Genomic DNA, 23,872 nt, shown 5'->3' with positions numbered 1-23,872 from the left:
GTTAATTGTCATGGTTTCTTAAAAAAATGAATGTCAGATTTGGCACGAAGGACAGAAGTATAAGCGCCTGCTGGCAGCCTGTATTTTTTCTACAGGAGTCCCGCACATATAACATGATTGGTCTTCCCTGTTAAATACCCAGTGGCGGTACTGTTTTCGTGTTTTACCTTCGGATTTCATTTTTTTGGCAAGTGCAAGATCGTTAGTAATTCCATTGTGCGAATAAGACTGATACATCAGATCGATTGCTGCCTCAGATGCAAGGCTGAGCTGTGTTTCAGTGCAATCCACAGGGCGTGCCGACGGATGGATACGGGCAGAGAACATAATCTCACTGCGCAAATAATTTCCGATTCCAGCTATAAAGGATTGGTCAAGCAGCAAAGAAGCCCATCTCCTGCGGTAAAAAGATTTACTGAGAAAACGTTCATACAAATCACCAGCCGTGACACTTTCACTTAAAATATCAGGCCCTGCCCTTGAAATGAAAGGGTAAGAAGCTACTTCTTCATCTCGCAAAACCTCTATATCGGAGGCGCTGTATAGAAGCGCGGATTTCTTTTCATTATGAATCGCAAGCCTGAGCTGCCGGTTTGTTTTAGGATAGTTATAAGCATTCCTAATATACCATTTTCCATACAACTGGTTATGGGAGTAAACCGTGAAGCCGGAATCAAATCGAAGGAGCATAGCTTTCCCTTTCGTATCGACGCGTTGAATGTATGTTCCAATAAGAAGGTCTTCATATCCTTTTAACCGGTCAAATGTGAATGAGATATCGAGGACTTGCCTGCCTTGGAGAGCTTTTTCGATCTCATCCGCAGCTCGTCTGATTTCTGGACCTTCAGGCACCGCTTCCTCCCCCTCTCTGAGTAAGCCTTTCTAATTGCAAATTATACCTTCCCTAAGACTCTCCTGACAAACAAGAAAGATAAAAATGATTGCTTTGATGTTGAAAAGCAGTAAAGTGGGCGTTACAATGACACAATAGATTTAATTATCTGAAAATATTATTAAAGGAGTTTAAAAGATGAAGCAGTTGGAACAAATCAGTCATTTTTTCAGTAAGTATTTTGCCCTTATTGTTATTTTTGTGTCTATTATTGCGTTTGCAGCCCCCGGAGCGTTTGGATGGATCGGCGCTTACATCACTGTTTTACTCGGGATTGTCATGTTCGGAATGGGCACGACGATGAAATTATCTGATTTTACATTGGTGGCTAAAAAGCCCGCTCCGGTGTTTATAGGTTTGCTTGCCCAATTTTTAATCATGCCATTAACAGCTTTTGCTATTGCTTACCTGTTTCATTTGCCGCCGGAGCTTGCGGCAGGGCTCGTCCTCGTGGGGGCGTGCCCTGGCGGCACAGCCTCAAATGTGATGGTCTATCTCTCCCGCGGAGATGTCCCTGTGTCCGTAGCAATGACCTCTGTATCGACTATGCTGGCCCCGGTGCTGACCCCGCTGATTGTTCTGTTATTAGCGGGTCAATGGCTCCCGGTAAGTGCAGGTGAGATGTTTATGTCCATAGTTCAAGTGATTATCATACCGGTTATTCTCGGAATCGCCGCCAGGAAACTTCTTCCTGGAGCTGTTGAGAAAGGGACCGCGGTGCTGCCTCTTGTCTCTGTTACTGCAATTATGCTGATCGTTACAGCAGTAGTCGCTTTAAACGCTGAAAATTTAATAACGTCGGGAGCGGCCGTTTTCTCTGCTGTTATTTTACACAACGGCTTTGGTTTAGCGCTTGGCTATTTAACAGCTAAATGGGTCGGTCTCGATGAAACAAAACGGCGGGCTATTTCAATGGAAGTCGGTATGCAAAATTCTGGTCTCGGAGCGGCTCTTGCCGCCGCTCATTTCAGCCCGCTCGCAGCCTTGCCGAGTGCTATATTCTCTGTCTGGCATAACATTTCAGGCCCGGCTCTTGTGTCATTTTGGAACAGGACCGGAAGGAAAGAAGCCTCCAGGAATAATTCTGTAACTGAAGCGGGTTGAAAATCAGCACAAACCTTTAGCAGAAGCATAAAGATAGTCACTTTTTGCGCCCGGATAAGCTTATATCCGGGCGTTTTAATGGTTTCAAATAGCCTGGTTAAATAAAGATTTATTTACATTATTTTTCATAAAATGGTTGACTTTTTTTAAAATTATCAGTATATTTGACGAAAGCGCTTTCGAGGATGTGAAGATTAATCTAATGACGACAATCTATGACATTGCTAAAAAAACAGGTTTTTCCATCACTACGGTCTCAAGAGCGTTAAACAATTATTCAGATGTCAGTGAGAAAACCAAAAAATTAATACTTGAAGCAGTTGAGGAAATGCACTATTATCCAAACTCGGTTGCGCGTACACTATCTACAAAGAAATCCTGGGCTCTAGGCATTATTTTTGTTGAAGATCTCGGAATAGGCATGAAGCATCCTTTTTTTAATTCAGTCATTGAAGGGTTTAAAAAAAGTGTTGAAAAGAAAGGTTATGATTTAATTTTTTTAAACCGTAATGTGGGCGGGGTAAAAATGAGTTACCTCGATCATGCGCTCCACAGGGGTGTAGATGGCATCGCAGTGGTGAGTTCAAACTATGATGACTCAGAAGTGGAAAAAATAATTGCTTCCACTTTACCGAATGTCATTATTGATTTACATAGTACAAAATCGAATGTCGTTTACAGTGATAACCTTCATGGCTGTGAATTAGCTATCGATCATTTGTATTCATTAGGCCATCGGAAAATCGCCCACATCGCAGGGCATCCGAAAACCTTTGTGGGACTTGAGAGATTAAAAGGCTTTAAGAGTGCTATGAAAAACCATGGCTTGGACATTCATAAGCGATTTGTGGTTGATGGCGGGCTTTTCTCTGCTGAAGGCGGTTATAATGCAATGAGAAAGCTGCTGCAAATGAAAGACAGGCCGACAGCTGTATTTGCAGCTGGCGATAATATGGCATTTGGTGCCATGAAAGCGATTAGAGAAGCAGGATTAAAGGTGCCGGAAGATTTCAGTGTAATCGGCTTTGATGATATTGAATTAGCTGGTGAAATTACGCCTTTCCTAACTACCATTAAACAGGACATGGATAAAATTGGCGAAAAAGCGGCTGAAGTATTATTGCAGGGAATTGATAATAAGTCTGAACCTTCAACATGTATTGTTCCAATTGAGTTGATTAAAAGGGAATCTACTAAGTCTGTTAATTAAGGTCGTAAGTAGATTCTTACCTTTTTAACTATTTCGAAAGCGGTTTCGTCAATTGTGGTTTTCAAATTTATAAAAAAATTAGTAAAAAGTAGATTGTGTTTTAAGGTCTGCTTTAATTTATCTGATAAATCGAAAGCGTTTTCGGTCATTTTATTTTTAAAAGGAGGTGGATCTTCTGCCAAACAGTGAGGCGATTGTAAAAGGTAATTACCAAAAATGAGAGGGGATTTAAAATGAAATTAAAAGTTTTTAGTTCTTTTTTAATCTTTCTGTTAATGATTCCTAATGTCAGCATGTTTGTCAGTGCAAGTGAAAAAAATGGAAATAGCAATGAGCCGGAAAATTCAGAACCTAACTGGCAAATGACTTGGAACGATGAGTTTGAAGGCGATGAACTCGATACTTCCAAATGGCGTATTGATATCGGAAATGGTTTCTATAACGAAGGCGAATGGATAGAGGGCTGGGGGAATAACGAATTACAATCGTACCAGGAAGATAACGTCCGGGTAGAAGACGGCCGCCTTATTCTTGAAGCACGTGAAGAAACGGTTAGTGATGAGCACGGCGAATACGACTACACATCTGGAAAAGTCCTCACGGATGAGTCATTCAGCCAGGCGTACGGGCGATTTGAAGCGAGCATGAAGCTTCCAGAAGGACAAGGCTACTGGCCGGCATTCTGGATGATGCCTCAGGATGACGTTTACGGCGGCTGGGCAGCTTCAGGTGAAATTGACATTATGGAGAACAGAGGCTCTGAAACAAACAAAGTTGGAGCAGCAATCCATTACGGCGATTTATGGCCTAATAACACGTACAGTGAAGAAGTTTATGTGTTCCCAGAAGGACAGTCTACGACTGATTTCAATGAATACGCGATTGAGTGGGAGCCAGGTGAAATTCGCTGGTATGTAAATGATGAATTGTATTCCACGAAAACTGAGTGGGGAACTGCAAATGGGGAATACCCTGCACCATTTGACCAGGAGTTTCATATGATCCTGAATTTGGCAGTTGGCGGCTGGTACGGCGGCGAGCCTGATGAAACAACAGAATTTCCTGGACAGGTGGAAGTGGAATATGTACGCGTGTATGAAGATGCAGACGCTGAACACCCGCCGCCAGGTGAACCGTCTGACCCGGCAGAACCAGGTGAGATCAACTGGCAAATGACTTGGAACGATGAGTTTGATGGCGATGAACTTGATTTGGATAAATGGCGAATTGATATTGGAAATGGTTTTTACTCTGGTGACGAATGGATTGAAGGCTGGGGCAACAACGAATCCCAATCCTATCAGGAAGATAACGTTTGGGTAGAAGACGGCCGCCTTATTCTTGAAGCACGTGAAGAAACAGTAAGTGACGAGCATGGTGAATATGACTATACATCTGGTAAAGTTCTGACAGATGAATCATTCAGCCAGGCATACGGTCGGTTTGAAGCGAGCATGAAGCTTCCAGAAGGACAAGGCTACTGGCCGGCATTCTGGATGATGCCTCAGGATGACGTTTACGGCGGCTGGGCAGCTTCTGGTGAAATCGACATTATGGAGAACAGAGGCTCTGAAACGAATAAAGTAGGGGCAGCAATCCATTATGGAGACCTTTGGCCGAACAACACTTACAGCGCGAAAGATTACTACTTCCCTGAAGGCCAGTCTACGACTGATTTCAATGAATACGCGATTGAGTGGGAGCCAGGTGAAATCCGCTGGTATGTGAATGATGAATTGTATTCCACAAAAACGGAGTGGGGAACAAAGTATGGAGAATATCCAGCACCATTTGATCAGGAGTTCTTCATGATTCTGAATTTGGCAGTTGGCGGCTGGTACGGCGGCGAGCCTGACGAAACAACAGAGTTTCCTGGACGAGTGGAAGTGGAGTATGTTCGCGTGTATGAAGATGCAGACGCAGAACATCCGCCGCCAGGTGAATGGATTGACCCAGGTGATGGGGACGAGCCGGGTGACGGCGAAACACCACCGGTAGATGAAACGAAGAACTGGGTAGAAGTTGGGGACAACTTAATTGAAGATGGCACATTCGAAACAACTACTGAGTTCGGTGATGAAAATAATCGTCTCGTATGGAACATTTTCAACATGGGTAAGTATGATCGAAATGCAGGCTTAGCAGATTTCTCAATTGAGAATGAGGTGTTAAAAGCGACAGTCCGCCAAGTAGGCTGGGCATGGTGGCACATGCAGCTGATGCAGGATGTGACGGTGCCAAGCGGGACGTACAAAGTGGAATTTGACATGAAGTCTGAACAAGAGCGCACGGTACGGGTTGAATTAGTTGGTTCAGAGTCTGGTATTCTGGATTTTGAAGTCGGCGACACTATGGAAACCTACACAGGTTACCTTAATGTGAAGGAAGATGGAGATTATCACATTATGTTCGGGTTGGGCAGAGGAGAAAATGACCCTCAGCTGGACGTTCCATATGATATTTTCATTGATAATGTAAGACTTGTGGAAGTGGTTGAAGAGGAAGAATCAGAAGAACCTCTTACGGCTGCTGAGATGTTAGAGGAACTGGAAAAAGTGATGAATGAGTATGTGGAATCAGGAGATGTCCGCGGCCCATTAGTCAACCAGCTCGAAAATACATTGCGCCAGGCACAGCATCACGAGAGTGCCGGCAGATATGAGCAGGCAGCTAAGTTTATGGATAATTATCTTAAGCACTTAAACCGCGGACCGAATAAGCGGCATGTGGAAGACGAGGCAAAATTAGATTTAACAGAACATGCAGAAAAGATTATGGGCCAGCTAAAAGAAACTGAATAATGTGAGGTTTGACCTTAAACGTTTGGAAAACCTTGCCCGCCCGGATTCTTACAGAATCCGGGTTTTTTAAATTATTCCAAACCGGTCCTGGAAATTTTACTAAGGGTTGAAAAAACTGAAAATTAAGAGTATATTAAACTTACATACTGACCGGTCAGTTTATAGACTGGTTACGTCTATACAAGTGTTTATACTGGGAGGGGTGAAGGAATTTGAATTTTGATTACTCGGATAAGGTGAAGCGGCTCCAGGAACAGCTGACTGGATTTATGGAAAGAAATGTTTATCCAAATGAACGAGCTTATGAAGAGTTTGTAGAAAATCAGTCAGATCCGTGGGCCCGGATACCACCGGTCATGGAAGAAATGAAAATAAAAGCAAAAGAAGAAGGGCTCTGGAATTTATTTTTGCCTGACAGCGACTATGGACAAGGGTTGTCCAATGTGGAATACGCGCCTCTTTGTGAAATTATGGGAAGGTCTGTTATTGGGCCTGAAGTGTTTAATTGCAATGCACCTGATACAGGGAACATGGAAGTTCTTGTCCGTTACGGTTCAGAAGAACAAAAAAGAAAGTGGCTGCTTCCTCTTTTAAATGGGGAAATAAGGTCGTGTTTTTCGATGACGGAACCGGACACAGCTTCCTCTGATGCGACTAACATCGGGGCAAGTATTGAAAGAGACGGTGACGAGTATGTCATTAACGGCCGGAAATGGTGGTCGTCCGGAGGGGGAGATCCCCGTTGCAAGATAGCCATTTTTATGGGGAAAACGAATCCAGATGCCAACCGCTATGAGCAGCAGTCGATGATTTTGGTCCCGCTGGATACACCGGGGGTGACGATCAAACGTAACCTTCCAGTGTTCGGCTACAATCATGCTCCCCACGGTCATGCAGAAATTGACTATGACAATGTGCGGGTGCCGGCCTCTAATATTCTGTGGGGGGAAGGGAAAGGATTTGCCATAGCTCAGGGAAGGCTCGGGCCGGGACGGATCCACCATTGTATGCGTCTGATAGGTTCAGCGGAGCGGGCGTTGGAGGAAATGTGCAGAAGAGTAAAGGACAGAGTCGCTTTCCGGAAGCCTCTCGCTGACCAGGGTGTCATCCGTGAATGGATTGCTGAATCGCGCATTGACATTGAACAGGCACGGCTACTGACTTTAAAGGCTGCTTACATGATGGATACGGTCGGCAATAAAGTGGCTAAAAAGGAAATCGCAATGATAAAAGTTGTGGCCCCAAGTATGGCACTCAGGGTCATTGACAGGGCGATCCAGGCATTTGGGGGTGCAGGTGTTAGTAATGATTTCCCTTTAGCCCACCATTGGGCCAATGCCCGGACGTTAAGGATCGCCGACGGGCCGGATGAAGTCCATCGGCGGTCGGTAGCCAAACTGGAGCTCAGTCACTATTCTTAATTTGAATGTGGAGGAAGATAACGATGCATGTTAAAGAACTGTTTAATTTACAAGGGAAAACCGCCATTATCACCGGAGGAGGCAGAGGGCTGGGAGAACAGATAGCAAAGGCCTTTGCTGAGGCAGGAGCCAATATCGTTCTTTGCTCACGGAAGGTTGAAGCGTGCGAGGCCGTAAGCGCCCAATTGCAGGAAAATGGAGTGGAAACATTAGCTTTAAAATGTGACATTACCAATTCAGAAGATGTGCAGCAGGTGATTGAGAAAACACTCGGCACATTTGGAAAAATTGATATTCTCGTTAATAACAGCGGAGCCACATGGGGGGCGCCTGCTGAAGAAATGCCGGCTGAGGCATGGAAAAAAGTGATAGATGTCAATGTCACTGGAACATTTTTAATGTCGCAGGCTGCCGGAAGGGAAATGATTAAACAAAAGTCAGGGAAAATTATTAATATTTCGTCTGTGGCAGGTTTGGGAGGCACCGACCCGAAGGTGATGGATACGATCGGCTACAATACAAGTAAAGGGGCAGTCATGACATTAACTAAAGACCTGGCAGTCAAATGGGGCCAGTATAATATCAATGTTAATGCTATTGCACCGGGCTTTTTCCCGACAAAAATGTCCAAGGTAGTGCTGGAACAAGGCGGAGATGCCATACTAGGACGTACGCCTTTAAACCGTTTTGGCAGCGAAGATGATTTAAAAGGTGCGGCTCTCTTCCTTGCATCCAAAGCCTCTGATTTTGTCACAGGCGACACGCTTATAGTTGACGGCGGGACCCACGCCTTTACGTAAGGAGTCACCCTGTTTATGCTATAATGTGTGAAAAATAGCAGACATGAAAGGGATTATTACAGTGAAAGAAAAAATTTTAGCAAAAAGCATTGGATTGTTTGAAAAGAAAGGTTTCAGCGAAACGTCAATACAGGATATTGTTGATGTCCTGGGGGTGACCAAAGGAACATTTTATTACTATTTTAAAAGTAAAGAAGAGCTTCTGATGGATATCCACCTCCGTTATATCAGCGATATTGTTGAGCATCAGAAGAAAATTATCGAGGATACCGGCAAAGACAGCCGGACAAAATTGTTTGATATCGTGTATATGCTGTTAAAAAGTATAGAAACGCAAGGCGCCAGTGCTCGGGTTTTCTTCAGGGAAATGCGCCATTTAAGTGACAAGCATCTGGAGGAAATTATTCCGAAACGGGACCAATTCTTTGACCAGCTTAAAGCGATGATCGAAGAAGGGATGTCTAAGGGAGAGTTCAGAAGCGATCTGCGCTCAGATATTGTCACGTTTGCTGTGTTAGGCGCGTGCAACTGGAGCTATCAGTGGTTTAACCCGAATGGACCGGTGCCCGATTACGAAATAGCTGAAATATATTTGGAGATTTTCTTAAACGGCATTCATACAAAGTAAGTCACCTGAATGGAAACTTCACTTCTTTAAATTTAAAAGGTGAATTGGCAGAATACTTATAACTTTAACATACTAACCGGTCAGTCATCTGGTAGAGGAAGTCCATAACTAACTGAAAGGGAGAGATAGGAATGAGGATTGAAGACATAAAGCAGGTTACGGTTGCTGGGGCAGGGTCTATGGGTCATCAAATCGGCATGCTGTTCGCGTTGGGAGGCTATCAGACGGTAATACAGGATGTGAACGAAGAGGCTTTAAATAAAGCTCAGGAAGCGTTAGCGTTTCAAATGGATAAATGGGTGAAAAAAGGAAAGATTTCCGAATCCGAAAAAGACGCCTCGTTTTCAAGGCTGACTTTTACAACCAGCCTGAAAGAAGCTGTCCTTCACGCTGATTTTGTAGTTGAAGCAGTCGTCGAAAAACTGGATGTAAAAAGACAGGTGTTTGCCGAGGTTGACAAATTTGCCCCGCCGCACACTATTATCGCCACTAACAGTTCTACAATTGTAAGTTCATTAATTGCTGACGAAACAGAAAGGCCGGACAAGGTATGTAATATGCATTTCTTTTTCCCGCCTCTTGTCATGGACTGCGTAGAAGTTGTTAAAGGAGAGCATACATCTGACGAAACAGCCCAGATCACAATGGATCTCTGTGAAAAAATCAACCGGACAGCCGTTCTGATCAATAAAGAAATTTCCGGTTTTATCGCCAACCGTATTCTCGGAGCTTTATCGAAAGAAGCGGTAAACCTTTATGAAGAGGGTTACGCGGATTTTGAAGACATAGACCTGATTTGCACAAAAGCGTTAAAGCATCCGATCGGGCCTTTCGCTTTAATGGACCTTTCAGGAATTGATGTCGCTTATTTAGTTAATCAGCAGCGTTACGCAGAAACGGGTGATCCGGAAGATAAGCCGGCCAGATGTATAGAAGAAAAAGTCGAGGCCGGAACACTGGGCCGTAAAACAGGTAAAGGGTGGTACGACTACGCCAAAGCATAATGCTATTAATCTGAGAAGAGGTGAAAAGTTATGAGCGAATTTATCCACGTGGAAAAAACAAACGGGGTGGCCGTCTTAACAATTGACCGTCCACCGCTGAATGTCTTAAGTAAAAAGGTATTTAAAGAACTTGGGGAAGCTTTCGAAGCTCTTAAAGATGATCCTGAAGCTGTTGCAGTTGTTTTGAAAAGTGCCGGTGAAAAAGCGTTTGTGGCCGGAGCGGACATTAAAGAATTTCCCGAGATGATCGGAAGGGAAGACAGCAAGGATTCTATTATGGAAGGGCACCGTGTTTTAGACGCGATTGACTCCTTTCCTAAACCAACCATCGTGGTCCTTGACGGTCTGACGCTGGGAGGCGGCTGTGAACTGGCCTTAACATTCGATATACGTATCGCTGAGGAGCATGCACAAATCGGGCTGCCAGAGGTCAAACTGGGGATATTCCCAGGGGGAGGGGGCACGCAAAGACTCCCACGGCTCGTAGGAAAAGCGAAGGCTAAGGAAATGATGTATACAGGAGAGCCTGTTTCAGCAAAAGAGGCAAAGGAAATCGGCCTGGTTAACCAGGTCACAGCAAAGGGAGAAGGCGCCTCTGAAGCAATGAAAATGGCAGGGAAAATCACCGGCTATTCGCTCCAATCTTTATCCCGTATTAAGAAGGCGGTAAATGAAGGACTGGATGTGGAGTTAAATAAAGGAATTGACCTGGAAGCAGGATTATTTGCGGATATTTTTCAAACAGAAGATGTAAAAGAAGGCGTACGGGCTTTCATAGAAAAACGAAAGCCGACTTTTCAGCATAAATAACCGGAAAAACAGAACGAGTCTATAGATATATGGTCTTCTCAACATTCGGAGGATCAAGCAAGTGGCTCATAAAACGAATATATGAACCACTCAACATGCGGATGATCAAGCGAGTGGCTCATAAAAAGGATATATGGTCTTCTCAACATGCGGATGATCAAGCGAGCGGCTCATAAAAAGGATAAATGGTCTTCTCAACGTGCGGATGATCAAGCGAGCGGCTCATAAAAAGGATAAATGGTCTTCTCAACGTGCGGATGATCAAGCGAGCGGCTCATAAAAAGGAAATATGGTCTTCTCAACGTGCGGATGATCAAGCGAGCGGCTCATAAAAAGGATAAATGGTCTTCTCAACGTGCGGATGATCGAGTGAGTGGCTCATAAAACGAATATATGAACCACTCAACATGCAGATGATCAAGCGAGCGGCTGATAAAACGAGTATATGGTCTTCTCAACATGCGGATGATCGAGTGAGTGTCTGATAAAAAGATTTGAAGGAGCTGGTATGACCATGGAAGATACAATTCCTGTGCGGCAGGGAGAAGAAATAAATAATGCCGCGCTTGAAAAATACCTTAGAGAAAAACTTGATGGCTTACCTGATAGCCGTTTGCTTATTGAACAGTTTTCTTCCGGGGCTTCAAACCTGACTTACCAGTTGTCTGTTGGGGAATGGCAGGCGGTTCTCAGACGACCGCCTCTTGGCCCCGTAGCCCCGAAGGCACACGATATGCAAAGGGAGTACACTGTGCTGAAAGAACTGCACCCTGTGTTTCCTGCTGCCCCGCAGCCTTTTTTATACTGTGACGATGAATCGGTTATCGGCAGTCCCTTTTTCATTATGGAGAGACGCAACGGTGTGGTCCTGAATACGGAATTTCCTGAAGGGACAGACGTTTCTGAAGAGCTTTGCAGGAAAATTTCAGAAAAAATGGTCGATACTCTTGTCGAACTGCACACCATTGATTATAAAAAAACAGGTTTAGTTCAAATGACAAAGCCTGATGGATTTATGGAAAGGCAGGTTGAAGGCTGGATCACCCGGTATGAACGCGCAAAAACCGGTGAGATCGCAGGCGTGGAACAGCTGAAAAACTGGCTGATGGCGAATATCCCTGTTTCCAGGGAGGCTACAGTCATTCATTATGATTTCAAGTTAAATAATACGATGTTTTCCGAAGATTTTTCTGAGGTAACTGGGCTTTTTGACTGGGAAATGACTACAGTAGGTGATCCGCTTGCCGATTTAGGTGCTGCTATGAGCTACTGGATTGTTAAAGATGACCCTCAACCCCTGCAGTATGCGATGGGCAAACCGCCGGTAACAGTCATGCCGGGCTTTATGTCGAGAGAAGAATTCGTAAAAACCTATGCGGAGAAAAGCGGCCGGGATGTCTCCGAATTCCACTTTTATTTAGCTTTTGCCTATTTTAAATTAGCTGTCATATGCCAGCAAATCTATTACCGCTGGAAAAAGGGCCAGACACAGGATAAACGGTTTGCCAATCTGGACCGGTTTGTTGACCTGCTGATTCAACAGGCTCTGGCGACAGCGCTGGAAGAAGGTTAAACCAAATGACTTCTGTTAAAGAAGAGGGGCTGTTTGATGACAAAAGTACACCTTCTTTTTAAAAAAGAAGAAATTAATGAACAAAAGATAGATGGGAAAATAGCTGTCGTGTTCGATGTGCTGCTGGCCACTTCAACGATAACAGCTGCGCTGACGGACGGCGTCAAAGAAGTGGTTCCAGTGCTCAACAGGGAAGAAGCGGAAAGTGAGTCGCTCGGAAGAGAGGAAGGGACGTTCTTAATTGCAGGGGAACATGAAGGCAAAGCGATAGAAAACTTTCACGAGCCTAACCCGGTAAAACTGAAAAAACTGGTGGCAGGCAAGACGATGATCCTCTCAACAACGAACGGAACTGTCGCTGTCAGGAAGGCCTCTACAGCAAAGAAGGTCTATATCTCTTCCCTTCTAAATGGAAAAGCAGCCGCCGAGGAAATTGTAAATAACCATGTTGATGAAACAGTGGTTTTAATCTGTTCAGGTTCTTCCGGGGAGTTCTGTATGGAAGACTTTTATGGTGCAGGCTATTTCATTGATTGTCTGATGAAAAAAGAAGAGTCCTTTCCTGAACTGACGGATGCCGCTTATGCAGCTTATCTGTTTTACGAAAGGCAGAAAGATGAATCAGAAAAGGTGCTGTTACAGTCGAGAGTCGGGCAAATGCTGGCTGCATCAGGTTACGGCGAGGAAGTGCGTTTTGTAGCTGACTGCGGGGCTTTAACTGTGGTCCCTTACTTACATGGTAAAAAAATAATCGTTTAATGAGTGGATGGAGGCATCATACTTGCCACCCACTGAGACAGTCCAAATAGAGGAGCTGATTGAAATGGCTAAAGAAAAAACGGTCCGGGAACTAAGTGGAGGCAGTTACCTTCTGTCCCCTGTTTCAGAAAACGGGATGTTTACTCCTGAAGACTTAACAGAAGAACATCGAATGATTGCCAGAACAGCGAAACAGTTCGTGGAGCGGGAAGTGGAGCCGAACAGGGAAGCGATCGAAGCCCAGGACTTTGATAAAGTGGTGACAGTGCTCCATAAGGCAGGGGAAGCTGGGCTGCTTGGCCACAGTGTCCCGGAAGCTTACGGGGGCCTTGGGCTGGATAAAGTAAGTAAAGGGATTGTAGGCGAAGCCGTTGGGAGAACCGGTGGTTATGGAGTCGCCCATTCCAACCATACATGCATTGCAACGTTGCCCATTACGTATTTCGGGACACCTGAACAGAAAGAAAAGTATCTGCCTAAACTCGCTTCAGGTGAATATATAGGCGCTTATTGTTTAACAGAACCGGCAGCGGGATCAGACGCCATGTCCGCCAAAACCACCGCTTACCTGAATGAAGAGGGTACCCATTATGTGTTAAACGGGACAAAGCTGTATATTACAAACGCCGAATTTTCTGACACCTTTATTATTTACGCGAAAGTGGACGGAGAAAAATTTACGGCATTCATTGCAGAGCGGAATTTCCCAGGTCTTTCTCTCGGCCCTGAAGAAAAAAAGATGGGTATTAAAGGATCTTCCACCCGCTCGGTTATCCTGGAAGACTGCCAGGTGCCGGTTGAAAATTTACTGGGGAAAGAAGGCCGCGGCCATGTGATAGCTTTTAATGTCCTTAATCTTGGCCGGTTTAATTTAGGCTCGGCGTGTGTAGGGGCTGCAAAACATGCGCTGGAACTCGCCCTTTCTTATACAAATGAAAGAAAGCAGTTTAAGAGACTGATAGCTGATTTTGGCGCAACAAAAGAGAAAGTTGCACACATGGCTGCACGGATTTTTGCAGCAGAGTCTCTCCAATACCGGACGGCCGGCCTGCTGGAAGATGCCCTTGGCGATTTGTACGATTCTGAAGATGCGAAGCTGACAGGTAAACGGATGATGGAGTATGTGACCGAGTGTGCGGTTTGCAAAGTCTACTCTTCAGAAACACTGGACGGAATAGTGGATGAGGCTCTGCAGCTTCACGGGGGAAGCGGGTACATAAGTGAGAACAGGATTGAACAAATGTACCGCGATTCAAGAATCAACCGGATTTTTGAAGGGACAAACGAAATTAACCGCCTGATTATACCTAATCTTCTTTTTAAGAAAGCTTCAGCAGGTGAGATACCGATTCAGGAGATGATCAGTGAGGCAAAAGGAGAGTTGAAAAGTGAGAAAAACAGACTTGAAGGCCCACTGGCCAAGGAAAAAGAAGCAGTATCGTCAATCCGCAGAATTTTTCTCATACTGGCAGGAACGGTTAATGAAGAACTAGGCGACCGGCTTCAGGAAGAACAGGACACGATCATGAAATTATCCGATTTAGCTATCCTCCTGTACGCTGCAGAATCAGCGGTAGTGCGGGCAGCTAAAGCCATTGGTAAAAACGGTGCGGAAAACGAGCGGTTAAAAGAACATTTAGCGGTCCTTGTGACGAGTGAATCGGCATGGCAGGCGGAGATCGTGGCAAGAAAACTGGCTTCTGGAATACTTTCCGGCGACAAGCTGGATCAGACTGTCACTATGATCACAGAGGAGCTTGGACAGTATCGGGCGGAAGGGTTATCAGCCAAATACCGGGAAATCGCTGCTGTTTTAAATGACTCGCAAAAATACGTGTGCTGACGCTGATGGCAGGAGGTAAAAAAAGCTTAAATTAATCTGTCGGTTCACTCTTGGCGAAGGCTTACACCACAGGCATAAGTGCAACATCAGCTCGACAAAACCTCGCTGTGTTTTCTTTACCCGAGGGCTTGTCTTCAACTAACTTTCCCGAAGGACACCTTCGGGAAAGTGGATTTTCAGACTGCGCTTATCCTCCGGGTGTCTTCGCCTTCGTTCACCGGGTACTATGTTTTAATGTTTGTGGTACAGGCTTTTTATTATTTCAGGTGAGGATAATCTGTGATTAACAACCTCATAGATTTTCAGATTCAGCTGAATTACTAATAAAATTTTTTTATTTAATTTGCCGGTTCACTGCCGGCGAAGGCTTACAAAAGATAGAGTTAGAGAAAGGGGAATTTAAGTGAAAGCAATACAGATGAAAGAATTTGGCGGACCGGAAGTTTTGAAAGAGGTAGAGTTATCTAAGCCTGCTCCTCAGAGCAGGGAAGTGCTGATAGAAATAAAAGCAATTGGGGTCAATTATGCGGATACAGCAAGGAGAGAGGGGCAATATGTTGTCTCCACGCCTTTACCGTACGTTCCGGGATCTGAAGTAGCCGGTATTGTGGCTGAAGTAGGCGATGAGGTAACAAGTGTAAAGCCTGGCGCAAGAGTAGTGACGTTAATAGGGGCTGACAATGCGACTGGATATGCTGAGTATACGCTTGCTGATGAACGGTCAATTATTCCAGTTCCGGAAGGGGTCGATTTTAACCACGCTGTGGCACTCCCGTTGCAGGGGCTGAGTGCCTGGCACGTGTTGAAAACGATGGGGCGGCTGGAAGAAGGGGAAACCGTGCTCGTGCATGCAGCTGCCGGAGGAGTCGGAACGATTGCCGTTCAGCTTGCTAAGTTGTTCGGGGCAGGGAAAGTGATTGCTACAGCCAGCACCGAAGAAAAACGTGATCTGGCAAAAGAACTGGGGGCAGATGAGACCGTTGACTACACAGCAGAAGGCTGGGAACAGCAAGTGTTAGAGATGACGGACGGAAAAGGGGTCGATGTGGCGCTTGAAATGGCCGGCGGGGACATCTTTCATAAGACACTGTCATGCCTGGCGCCTTTTGGAAGACTTGTCATCTATGGAGTCGCAAGCGGCGAACAGCCCAAATTTTACCCGGCTTCCTTAATGGAGAAAAATCAGTCGGTGATCGGCTTTTTCCTTCCGCAAATTATGAAAAAGCCTGAATTGTTAAAGTCAAGCCTTGGACAACTGCTGGCTTATACACAAAAAGGAGAGTTAAAACTGATCATCGGCGGGGTGTATCCTCTGGAAGAAGCAGCACACGTTCACTCAATGCTTCAAGGGAGAAAAACGTCAGGAAAGCTTATTTTGACTCCGTAAATGAAAAAAGCTTCAATATCTGTTGAAAAATTATGAAAATATAAAAAATTCTATTTCTCATTTTTGAAAATTGTGGTATTTATAGGAGAGTGCAGCCTGTCCATTCCCAACTAAATCTTTGAAAGGTGGCGGTTCGTAATGATGAAAGGTAATTTGCTGATTTCTTCAATGATTGAGAGAGCTGAACGTTTTTATCCTAAGAAAGAAGTCGTTTCCAGAACGAGTGCAGGGGTCCAGCGGTTCACTTATAAAGAGATAGGAAAGAGAACGAGAAAGCTGGCAAGCAAGCTGAAAGAATTTGGGATTGAAAGAGGGGACCGGGTTGGAACGTTAGCCTGGAACCACCACAGGCACCTGGAACTGTACTTTGCCATTCCGAGCATCGGTTCTGTGCTTCATACCATTAATATTCGTCTGTCACCTGAGCATATTATTTACATTATTAATCATGCAGAAGATGAACTGATTTTTGTAGATGAGGACGTTTTTCCATTAATTGAAGCTGTACACGACAAACTGAAAACAGTGAAAGCCTATATTGTAATGACTGATAACGAACTGCCGGACACGAGCGTGGACAATGTTTACTCTTATGAAGAATGGATTTCGGCTGGAGATGAGAATTTCGAGTATCCAAAAGATATAGAAGAAACAGAACCAGCAGGTATGTGCTTTACTTCCGCGACAACAGGCAACCCAAAAGGAGTGGTCTATACCCACAGATCCACCGTGCTTCACAGTATGAGTCTTGCCTTCGCTGATTCGCTCGGTACAACGGAATCTGACTCCATTATGCCGGTCGTTCCAATGTTCCACGTTAACGCGTGGGGGATGCCGTATGTTGCTACGTGGTTAGGCTCCACTCAAGTGATGCCTGGCCCGCGTTTTACACCTAAAGTGCTGGCTGAGCTTATTCAGGACGAAAAAGTAACAGTAACGGCAGGCGTGCCGACAATCTGGCTCGTTTTGTTAAAGGAGCTTGAAGAGAATGAATACAATACTGAGAGCCTGCGGGCTGTTGTTTGCGGCGGGTCGGCAGCGCCGTTAGGAATGATTAAAACATTTGAGAAAAAATACAATGTTCCATTCCTGCATGCTTACGGTATGACTGAAACAAGCCCGTTAGCGACGGTTTCTAGACTGAAGAGCTATCAGGAAGACTTACCGGAAGAAGAGCGTTTCGAAATCCGCGCGAAGCAGGGGCTTCTCGTGCCGGGCTTGGAAATGAAGGTAGTTGGCAGCCAGGGCGAAGTGGCCTGGGACGGACAGGATATGGGTGAACTACTTTTAAGAGGCCCGTGGATTGCCGATGATTACTTTAAAGACGACCGCGGAGAAGAGACATTCGTAGAGGGCTGGCTTCACACTGGAGATGTCTGCACGGTTGACGAGGAAGGGGTCATCAAAATTGTTGACCGTACGAAGGATCTCATAAAGAGCGGCGGTGAATGGATTTCCTCGGTGGATTTGGAAAACGCTCTCATGGCCCACGAGGGGGTATTTGAAGCATCCGTCGTGGCAATTCCGGATCCTGAATGGCAGGAACGGCCTGTGGCATGCGTGGTCTTAAAAGAAGGGCATGAAACTGTCTCTAAAGATGACATCCTTGATTATTTAAGGCCGCAGTTTGCTAAATGGTGGCTGCCGGATGACGTCATTTTTATGGAAGAAATTCCGAAAACGTCAGTCGGTAAGTTCCTGAAGCGGGCTCTGAGAGATAAGGTGAAGGAACATTATGAAACGGTTTAACCAGGTACGGTAATTTAAAGGTACCTCTTGAGGGACGCAGGTGCCAGTTTGCGTCAGGTCGAGCTCCCATAGTGGATATGGGGGCTTTTTCCCGTAGAGAGGTTGGCTCCAGGGAATAAAGGAGAATGGAAAGGCTGGGAACGGAGGCCTCTTTAGGAGTGAGTACCGGGAGTAAGAAGCTATGTAAACACTTGAAATTTATATACCTGCCCCTGTATATTGGACTTAACAACACTTTATAGGAGGGCTTACTTTGGAAAAACACATTGATACAGCAATTATAGGCGGAGGGATTTCCGGTCTTTCCGCAGCTATTTATACGTCCCAAGCCGGATTAACCACCACAGTCTTTGACACAGGAAAATCACAGTTAAAGCCTATATCAAAAGTGTATAACTACCCGGGTTTTCCGGAAGGCATTTCAGGAAAAGAGTTAATCTCTAAAATGACGGACCAATCGAAGCAGTTCGGTACTGAAATCGTTGCACATCAGGTGGAAAAACTCGAAAGATTAACTCATTCAAGTGAGGGAAGCCGTTTTAAACTCACTTTTTCTTCTGAAGAGGGCGGCCAACAGACACTTTCAGCAAAATACGTCATTGTGGCTTCAAATATCCACCTGCAACCTTTAAAAGATCTTGGAATTGAAACAGAAGTAAGCCCTGCAGTGCCAAGCGGGAAAATCTCACGTGTCCGGGGCGGCTCCTGGAACGGCGAAACACACATTCCAGGGCTTTATGTTGCCGGACTGCTCTCGGGCATCCCTACCCAAAGTATTATAGCTGCCGGGCAGGGGACTCAGGCGGCCATGGAAATTATTTCGGCAGAAAAAGGAAAAGCACACGTCTGGCATGATAAGTAGTCATGCGGAGGGTGTCTTCCCTGTGCAGAAGGTGGTAAAAGCAGCACATTTTTAATGGTATGAGGGATGATGCATTATATAAAGCCAATTGAATAAGTAAGTTATTTCCTTTAGGCTCACCTGAATAAAATGATTCAGAGTGAGCTTTTTTAATAAAAATTGAACATTATCTGCATTTTTCGCATAATTGTCCTAAAAAACATCTATTAATTTCCAGGAAATGAGTTATATTAAGGAGGTATGAGTCAAATTTTGCAATATTGCAGACCTATGAAGGGCGGGGGATGAACGGTGTGCGGTTTCATTGGTGAATTAAGGAATAACGGGATTGATGCGATCGAGTCAACTGAATGGTACAGAGCACTTGAAGCTATCCATCACCGGGGGCCGGATGCGACTGGCCTTTATAAAGACGAAAATATTCAATTAGGTTTTAAAAGGCTGAGTATCATTGACCTTGAGAATGGCCATCAGCCGTTTTCTCTTCAAAACAGGTACCACCTTATATTCAATGGTGAGATTTATAATTATATAGAGCTCCGGCAGGATTTAATCACTCAGGGGTATACGTTTGAAACTGATTCAGATACAGAAGTGCTTCTTAATCTGTATATTTCAAAAGGAAAAGAGTGTGTGAAAGAACTTCGGGGGATGTTCTCTTTTGCTGTATGGGACAAAAAGGAGAAAACGCTCTTTGCAGCACGTGACCCTTTTGGTATAAAACCTTTTTATTATCATGAGTCACCTGAACGGTTATTTTTTGCTTCTGAACTAAAAAGTATTGATGCTTATAAATCACAGGGAAATATATCAGCCGAAGCCCTGCAGCATTATCTGACTTACCAGTATGTGCCTGAACCTCTTTGTTTACAAAAAGATATAAAGAAGCTATTACCCGGGCATTTCTTGAATAAAAAACCTGATGAAGCTTTGGAAATTGGCTGTTTCTATAAGAAAACATTTCATCCGGTGAAGAGCGCTCTGGGAGATAATACAGTAAAAATCAAAAGGGCGCTGGAGGATTCTGTAGAGAAGCATATGAGGAGCGACGTGCCTGTTGGCGCTTTTCTGTCAAGCGGAATTGATTCAACAGCTATCGTAGCCCTGGCGAAAAAGTTTAACCCGGATTTAAAAACCTTTACTGTCGGATTCGAACATAAGGGCTTCAGCGAAATAGAAATTGCAAAGGATACAGCTGACAAGCTGAACGTCGAAAATATTAATAAAATAATTACGCCGTACGAATTTATTGAAGAATTGCCTAATATTATACGGCATATGGATGATCCAGTAGCTGATCCTGCCGCTGTTCCTTTATACTTTGTGGCCAAAGAAGCCAGTAAGCATGTCAAAGTCGTGCTGTCAGGTGAAGGTGCCGATGAGCTTTTCGGAGGCTATAATATTTACCGGGAGCCGCTTGCGTTAAGCTGGTTTAATCTTATGCCTTACGGGTTTAAATCTTTTATCCATAATAAAGCTCTCCGCCTCCCTTCAGGATTGAAAGGAAAGAATTATTTTCTGAGAGGAACAACCCCGCTGTCTGAAAGGTATATCGGGAACGCGAATTTACTAAGTGAAGCGGAAAAGAAAGAGTTGCTGAATGGTTATGAATTTACAAGTCCATTTACAAAAATAACAGCGGAGTTTTATAAAGAGGCCGAGTCTCTGGATGACACGCTTAAGATGCAATATATTGACCTTCATACGTGGCTTCCAGGCGATATTCTCGTTAAAGCCGACAGAATGACAATGGCCCATTCGATTGAGCTTCGTGTCCCGTTTCTGGATAAAGAAGTTTTTCAGATCGCGAGAGAACTTCCGACAAATCATAAAATTTCACGCGGAACGACGAAATACGTATTGAGGGAGGCTGTAAAAGAATTTATCCCAGAATCTGTACTACACAGAAAAAAGCTGGGCTTCCCCGTACCTATCCGCCATTGGTTAAGAGAGGAACTTTATGACTGGGCCCGCTCGGTGATTCGTCACAGTCCGACGGATTATCTCTTTAAAAAAGAGTATGTGCTGACCCTGCTTGATGAACATGCCTCAGGAAAAGAAGATCATAGCAGAAAGATCTGGGCAGTGATTTGCTTTATGATCTGGCACTCTGTTTATATTGAAAAAGAGCCTTATGGAAACCACCTTAACAAAACGGCTGATTTATAAAAAAATGTTTTCCCGTTGAGTAAGGGCGGCCCCAATGTAGAAGGGGGGCTCATCAGCTTAACATCATCCTCCCCAACCAGTTCGACGGTCTTGGGGAGTTTTTTTGTGCTGGTTGCACAGCAGGCTGGAAGTTCGCTTAAAAGATGGAATAGTGAGGCTTTTTAAACAAGTTTGAAAGAAGGAAGATGGATTGACTTTTCGCTGGTATCCCATTAAAATAGCAAACGTTGCACTTTAATGCTTAAAAGCGTTTAAGCAAAAAGGCGTTTTATTTTTAAAAGCCAGTTCAGGAAAGCAGGTTTAACCTATGAAACAATCCAATAATAAAATTGAAGATACAAAGACAGAAGTAGAGGGCCAGGGCCGGAAGGTTAATGGATGGGAAGCTCTTTCTGTGGTCGCGGTGATTGTAGGCATTATCGCAGTATCACTCCTCTCACTCGGGGCTGAGCCTCACGTCCCTCTATTTCTTGCTGTAGTCTTCTTAGCAATATATAACTTTACGAAAAGGCAGCCGTGGAGTCTGCTTGAAAAAGGAATTGTTAATGGAATTAAATCAGGTATTATTCCTATTATGATATTTATGCTGATCGGTGTACTAATTGCCGTATGGATGAAGTCGGGGACAATTCCGACATTAATCAGCTACAGCTTTAACTTAATTTCAGTAAATTACTTCCTGCCAAGCGCTTTTTTAGTAACTGCGGTTATTGGCATTTCTATCGGCAGTTCATTTACCACAGCCTCCACAATCGGGATCGCTTTTATGGGGCTTGGAAGCGGACTTGGATTCGATCCGGCTCTGACAGCCGGTGCAGTGGTCTCAGGCGCATTGCTGGGCGACAAGATGAGCCCATTATCTGATACCACTAACCTGGCTTCTTCCGTAAGTAAAGTCGATCTGTTTGACCATATACGTTACATGATGTGGACGGCATTTCCCGCGTTCCTCATCAGTTTGATTCTCTTTTTTATCATTGGAAGCCGCCAGGGAGATATGACAGGGACAGAGATGGCTGGTTGGCTTGACTCTTTAAATGATGCCGCAAATGTTCATCCGGCAGCTTTAATTCCTGCTATTGTAATGGTTATTTTAGCCATGAGAAGAGTACCTGCTATACCTGCGATGCTGACGGGAATTATTCTCGGCTTTATCACAGCGGTCACTCTTGAGGGGCAGGTCATCCTGCAGGAATGGATGCCGCTTATTCAGAACGGATTTGAAACAGAAACCGGAAACAGCCAGCTTGATAACCTGTTAAACCGCGGAGGTCTGCAAAGTATGATGTGGGCGGTCTCGCTTCTGCTGCTGGCACTCAGTATGGGCGGCATCCTTTCATCTTTAGGCATTATTAACGCGTTAATTGCTTCTATTCAAGGCTTTGTTTCAACGAGAGGCCGGGCAGTTATGACAGCTGTTTTATCATCTATGGGTTTGAATATCAGTTTAGGAGAACAGTATATGTCGGTCGTCCTGCCAGGTGAAGCGTACATTGAGCGTTTTAAAGAGATGGGGCTGGAAGGGAAGCATTTGTCACGGGCCCTCGAATCAGGGGGAACCGTCGTCAATGCTCTCATTCCATACGGCGTCAGCGGTGTCTTTATGGCAAGTGTCCTTGAAGTGCCTGTATTAGCCTATTTGCCGTTTGCCTTTTTCTGCCTGCTGTGCCCGGTCATTACGCTATTTTACGGATTTACGGGAATTAGTATGAAAACGAAGTAGTGGCGGTGCTTGTGATTGAGGAGTTGAAGGGAAACTGCCGGGGGTGAAGGGGGATGCAGCCCTTGGGCAATTTTTGTCGAAAATTGTTATATGGTAGAGTTGGACAGTTATACGGTAGAGTTTGAAGTTTATAACGTAGAGTGGAGCATTTATACGGTAGAGTCGCACGATTATAACGTAGAGTCTCGCGATTATACGGTAGAGTCCCCTCAATTCTAACTCTGCCCCCCCTAATTAAAAGGTCTGCTCCCGCAGTTGCACAACCCTTCCTCCCTATTCCTAAAAAAAAACCTCCCAGGGTTCCTGCCCTTGGGAGGTTTTTAGGTTAAAGCAGTGATTCTGCGCCGTCTATAAACATCTCAGTCCCGGTTATATGGCTCGATGCATCAGAAGCGAGGAAGCATACGAGATCAGCGACTTGTTCCGGCTTGCCTGACCGCTCTTCCAGAGGCTGGTTGCCTTCCGGGTATTCGACAGGAATCTCAACTTTCTCCAGCTGGTCTTCCTTAGGGTGAGTGTTTTCGCCAATGTTAGTTTCGATAGCTCCCGGACAAATAACATTTACACGGATATTGTAGTTTGCCAGCTCGAGGGCAGCCATTTTTCCAAAAGCGACCTGAGCTGCTTTAGAACTGCTGTATGCTGACATACCGAAATTGGAAAAAACCCGATTGCCGTTAATTGAACTCGTTAGTATGATGCTGCCGCCATTTTTTTTCATATGAGGAATCGCACATTTTACTGTTAAAAAGGTGCTTTTTAAGTTTGTTGAGAGAGTCTCGTCCCATTCCTCAGGTTTTAAATCTTCGATAGGGGCGACAGTTCCGTTAATCCCTGCGTTGGCATAGACAATATCGAGCTGATTAAATTCACTGGCTGCTTGAATAAATGCCTGCTTCAGCTCACTTGGATTGGAAACATCGGCTTCAGCAACGATTGCTTCGCTGCCTGATGACTCTATTTCTTCTTTTACTGCCAGTAAGTCGTCTTTTTTCAGATCAACCAGACAGACTTTCACTCCCTGCTTTGCCAAATGCAAGGCTGCAGCTCTGCCCATTCCGGATCCGCCCCCTGTTACGACAGCAGCTTTTCCCCGTAAAGACGTGTACTGATCCATAATATCTTCCTCTTTTCTTT

Annotated in this window: 19 protein-coding genes; 17 read left to right on the top strand and 2 right to left on the bottom strand. The window is 44.8% G+C overall.

What is annotated here, in order from left to right:
- Positions 1 to 33: 33 nt before the first annotated feature.
- On the bottom strand, positions 34 to 852 hold the full coding sequence (gene nei, locus BMW59_RS09435) for an endonuclease VIII (protein WP_093050782.1): 819 nt from the start codon (positions 850 to 852) through the stop codon (positions 34 to 36).
- A gap of 178 nt (positions 853 to 1,030) precedes the next feature.
- On the opposite strand from nei, the gene BMW59_RS09430 reads away from it, so the two are divergent.
- The 17 genes from BMW59_RS09430 (at position 1,031) to BMW59_RS22235 (ending at position 22,954) form a co-directional block, all read left to right on the top strand.
- Entirely contained in the window at positions 1,031 to 1,996 is a 966-nt protein-coding gene (locus tag BMW59_RS09430) for a bile acid:sodium symporter family protein (RefSeq protein WP_093050779.1), read from the top strand.
- Between the two features lie 202 nt (positions 1,997 to 2,198).
- Positions 2,199 to 3,206 (top strand): LacI family DNA-binding transcriptional regulator, encoded by a 1,008-nt coding sequence (locus BMW59_RS09425; protein ID WP_093050777.1) that lies wholly within the window; start codon positions 2,199 to 2,201, stop codon positions 3,204 to 3,206.
- 233 nt (positions 3,207 to 3,439) lie between these two features.
- A complete protein-coding gene (locus tag BMW59_RS09420) occupies positions 3,440 to 6,007 on the top strand; it encodes a glycoside hydrolase family 16 protein (RefSeq protein WP_093050774.1) in 2,568 nt (855 codons plus the stop codon).
- Positions 6,008 to 6,219: 212 nt separating this feature from the next.
- Positions 6,220 to 7,428: an acyl-CoA dehydrogenase gene (locus tag BMW59_RS09415; protein ID WP_093050771.1), complete on the top strand. Its 1,209-nt coding sequence runs from the start codon at positions 6,220 to 6,222 to the stop codon at positions 7,426 to 7,428.
- 23 nt (positions 7,429 to 7,451) lie between these two features.
- Entirely contained in the window at positions 7,452 to 8,228 is a 777-nt protein-coding gene (locus tag BMW59_RS09410; protein ID WP_093050768.1) for an SDR family oxidoreductase, read from the top strand.
- A 61-nt stretch (positions 8,229 to 8,289) separates the two neighbouring features.
- Entirely contained in the window at positions 8,290 to 8,856 is a 567-nt protein-coding gene (locus tag BMW59_RS09405; protein ID WP_093051108.1) for a TetR/AcrR family transcriptional regulator, read from the top strand.
- A gap of 131 nt (positions 8,857 to 8,987) precedes the next feature.
- Positions 8,988 to 9,860 carry a 3-hydroxyacyl-CoA dehydrogenase family protein gene (locus tag BMW59_RS09400; protein ID WP_093050765.1) on the top strand — a complete coding sequence of 291 codons (873 nt, stop codon included), beginning with the start codon at positions 8,988 to 8,990 and terminating at the stop codon, positions 9,858 to 9,860.
- Positions 9,861 to 9,890: 30 nt separating this feature from the next.
- Positions 9,891 to 10,670, top strand: coding sequence for an enoyl-CoA hydratase (locus tag BMW59_RS09395; RefSeq protein WP_093050762.1), 780 nt, complete (start codon positions 9,891 to 9,893; stop codon positions 10,668 to 10,670).
- Positions 10,671 to 11,184: 514 nt separating this feature from the next.
- A complete protein-coding gene (locus BMW59_RS09390; RefSeq protein WP_093050759.1) occupies positions 11,185 to 12,243 on the top strand; it encodes a phosphotransferase family protein in 1,059 nt (352 codons plus the stop codon).
- A gap of 36 nt (positions 12,244 to 12,279) precedes the next feature.
- Positions 12,280 to 13,002, top strand: a complete 723-nt coding sequence (locus BMW59_RS09385; RefSeq protein WP_093050756.1) for a 2-phosphosulfolactate phosphatase — start codon at positions 12,280 to 12,282, stop codon at positions 13,000 to 13,002.
- Between the two features lie 64 nt (positions 13,003 to 13,066).
- Positions 13,067 to 14,845 (top strand): acyl-CoA dehydrogenase family protein, encoded by a 1,779-nt coding sequence (locus tag BMW59_RS09380; protein ID WP_093051105.1) that lies wholly within the window; start codon positions 13,067 to 13,069, stop codon positions 14,843 to 14,845.
- A gap of 403 nt (positions 14,846 to 15,248) precedes the next feature.
- Positions 15,249 to 16,232, top strand: a complete 984-nt coding sequence (locus BMW59_RS09375) for a quinone oxidoreductase family protein (protein WP_093050753.1) — start codon at positions 15,249 to 15,251, stop codon at positions 16,230 to 16,232.
- A 138-nt stretch (positions 16,233 to 16,370) separates the two neighbouring features.
- Positions 16,371 to 17,981 (top strand): long-chain fatty acid--CoA ligase, encoded by a 1,611-nt coding sequence (locus BMW59_RS09370; RefSeq protein ID WP_093050750.1) that lies wholly within the window; start codon positions 16,371 to 16,373, stop codon positions 17,979 to 17,981.
- 253 nt (positions 17,982 to 18,234) lie between these two features.
- The gene (locus BMW59_RS09365) at positions 18,235 to 18,843 is read left to right on the top strand and encodes an NAD(P)/FAD-dependent oxidoreductase (RefSeq protein WP_093050747.1); all 609 of its coding nucleotides are present in this window, start codon (positions 18,235 to 18,237) and stop codon (positions 18,841 to 18,843) included.
- A 291-nt stretch (positions 18,844 to 19,134) separates the two neighbouring features.
- Positions 19,135 to 21,012 carry an asparagine synthase (glutamine-hydrolyzing) gene (gene asnB, locus BMW59_RS09360; RefSeq protein ID WP_093050744.1) on the top strand — a complete coding sequence of 626 codons (1,878 nt, stop codon included), beginning with the start codon at positions 19,135 to 19,137 and terminating at the stop codon, positions 21,010 to 21,012.
- Positions 21,013 to 21,319: 307 nt separating this feature from the next.
- Positions 21,320 to 22,735, top strand: a complete 1,416-nt coding sequence (nhaC, locus tag BMW59_RS09355; protein WP_093050741.1) for a Na+/H+ antiporter NhaC — start codon at positions 21,320 to 21,322, stop codon at positions 22,733 to 22,735.
- A gap of 90 nt (positions 22,736 to 22,825) precedes the next feature.
- Complete coding sequence (locus BMW59_RS22235; protein WP_281244255.1) at positions 22,826 to 22,954, top strand: hypothetical protein; 129 nt, start codon at positions 22,826 to 22,828, stop codon at positions 22,952 to 22,954.
- 106 nt (positions 22,955 to 23,060) lie between these two features.
- Here BMW59_RS22235 and BMW59_RS09350 read toward each other — a convergent pair whose 3' ends face one another.
- Positions 23,061 to 23,852 (bottom strand): SDR family oxidoreductase, encoded by a 792-nt coding sequence (locus BMW59_RS09350; protein WP_093050738.1) that lies wholly within the window; start codon positions 23,850 to 23,852, stop codon positions 23,061 to 23,063.
- Positions 23,853 to 23,872: the final 20 nt, after the last annotated feature.

Source organism: Salipaludibacillus aurantiacus (assembly GCF_900111295.1).
GTDB lineage: Bacteria > Bacillota > Bacilli > Bacillales > Salisediminibacteriaceae > Salipaludibacillus > Salipaludibacillus aurantiacus.
The sequence above is the reverse complement of the archived record's forward strand: the minus strand, read 5'-3'. Positions and strand labels throughout refer to the sequence as shown.

Excerpts from the sequence above, each read along its gene's own strand:
- BMW59_RS09380 (WP_093051105.1), top strand. The coding sequence starts at position 13,067 with ATGGCTAAAGAAAAAACGGTCCGGGAACTAAGTGGAGGCAGTTACCTT.
- BMW59_RS09425 (WP_093050777.1), top strand. The coding sequence starts at position 2,199 with ATGACGACAATCTATGACATTGCTAAAAAAACAGGTTTTTCCATCACT.
- BMW59_RS09385 (WP_093050756.1), top strand. The coding sequence starts at position 12,280 with ATGACAAAAGTACACCTTCTTTTTAAAAAAGAAGAAATTAATGAACAA.
- BMW59_RS09420 (WP_093050774.1), top strand. The coding sequence starts at position 3,440 with ATGAAATTAAAAGTTTTTAGTTCTTTTTTAATCTTTCTGTTAATGATT.
- nhaC (WP_093050741.1), top strand. The coding sequence starts at position 21,320 with ATGAAACAATCCAATAATAAAATTGAAGATACAAAGACAGAAGTAGAG.
- BMW59_RS09400 (WP_093050765.1), top strand. The coding sequence starts at position 8,988 with ATGAGGATTGAAGACATAAAGCAGGTTACGGTTGCTGGGGCAGGGTCT.
- BMW59_RS09390 (WP_093050759.1), top strand. The coding sequence starts at position 11,185 with ATGGAAGATACAATTCCTGTGCGGCAGGGAGAAGAAATAAATAATGCC.
- BMW59_RS22235 (WP_281244255.1), top strand. The coding sequence starts at position 22,826 with ATGGTAGAGTTGGACAGTTATACGGTAGAGTTTGAAGTTTATAACGTA.
- BMW59_RS09370 (WP_093050750.1), top strand. The coding sequence starts at position 16,371 with ATGATGAAAGGTAATTTGCTGATTTCTTCAATGATTGAGAGAGCTGAA.
- BMW59_RS09395 (WP_093050762.1), top strand. The coding sequence starts at position 9,891 with ATGAGCGAATTTATCCACGTGGAAAAAACAAACGGGGTGGCCGTCTTA.
- BMW59_RS09430 (WP_093050779.1), top strand. The coding sequence starts at position 1,031 with ATGAAGCAGTTGGAACAAATCAGTCATTTTTTCAGTAAGTATTTTGCC.
- BMW59_RS09350 (WP_093050738.1), bottom strand. The coding sequence starts at position 23,852 with ATGGATCAGTACACGTCTTTACGGGGAAAAGCTGCTGTCGTAACAGGG.
- BMW59_RS09410 (WP_093050768.1), top strand. The coding sequence starts at position 7,452 with ATGCATGTTAAAGAACTGTTTAATTTACAAGGGAAAACCGCCATTATC.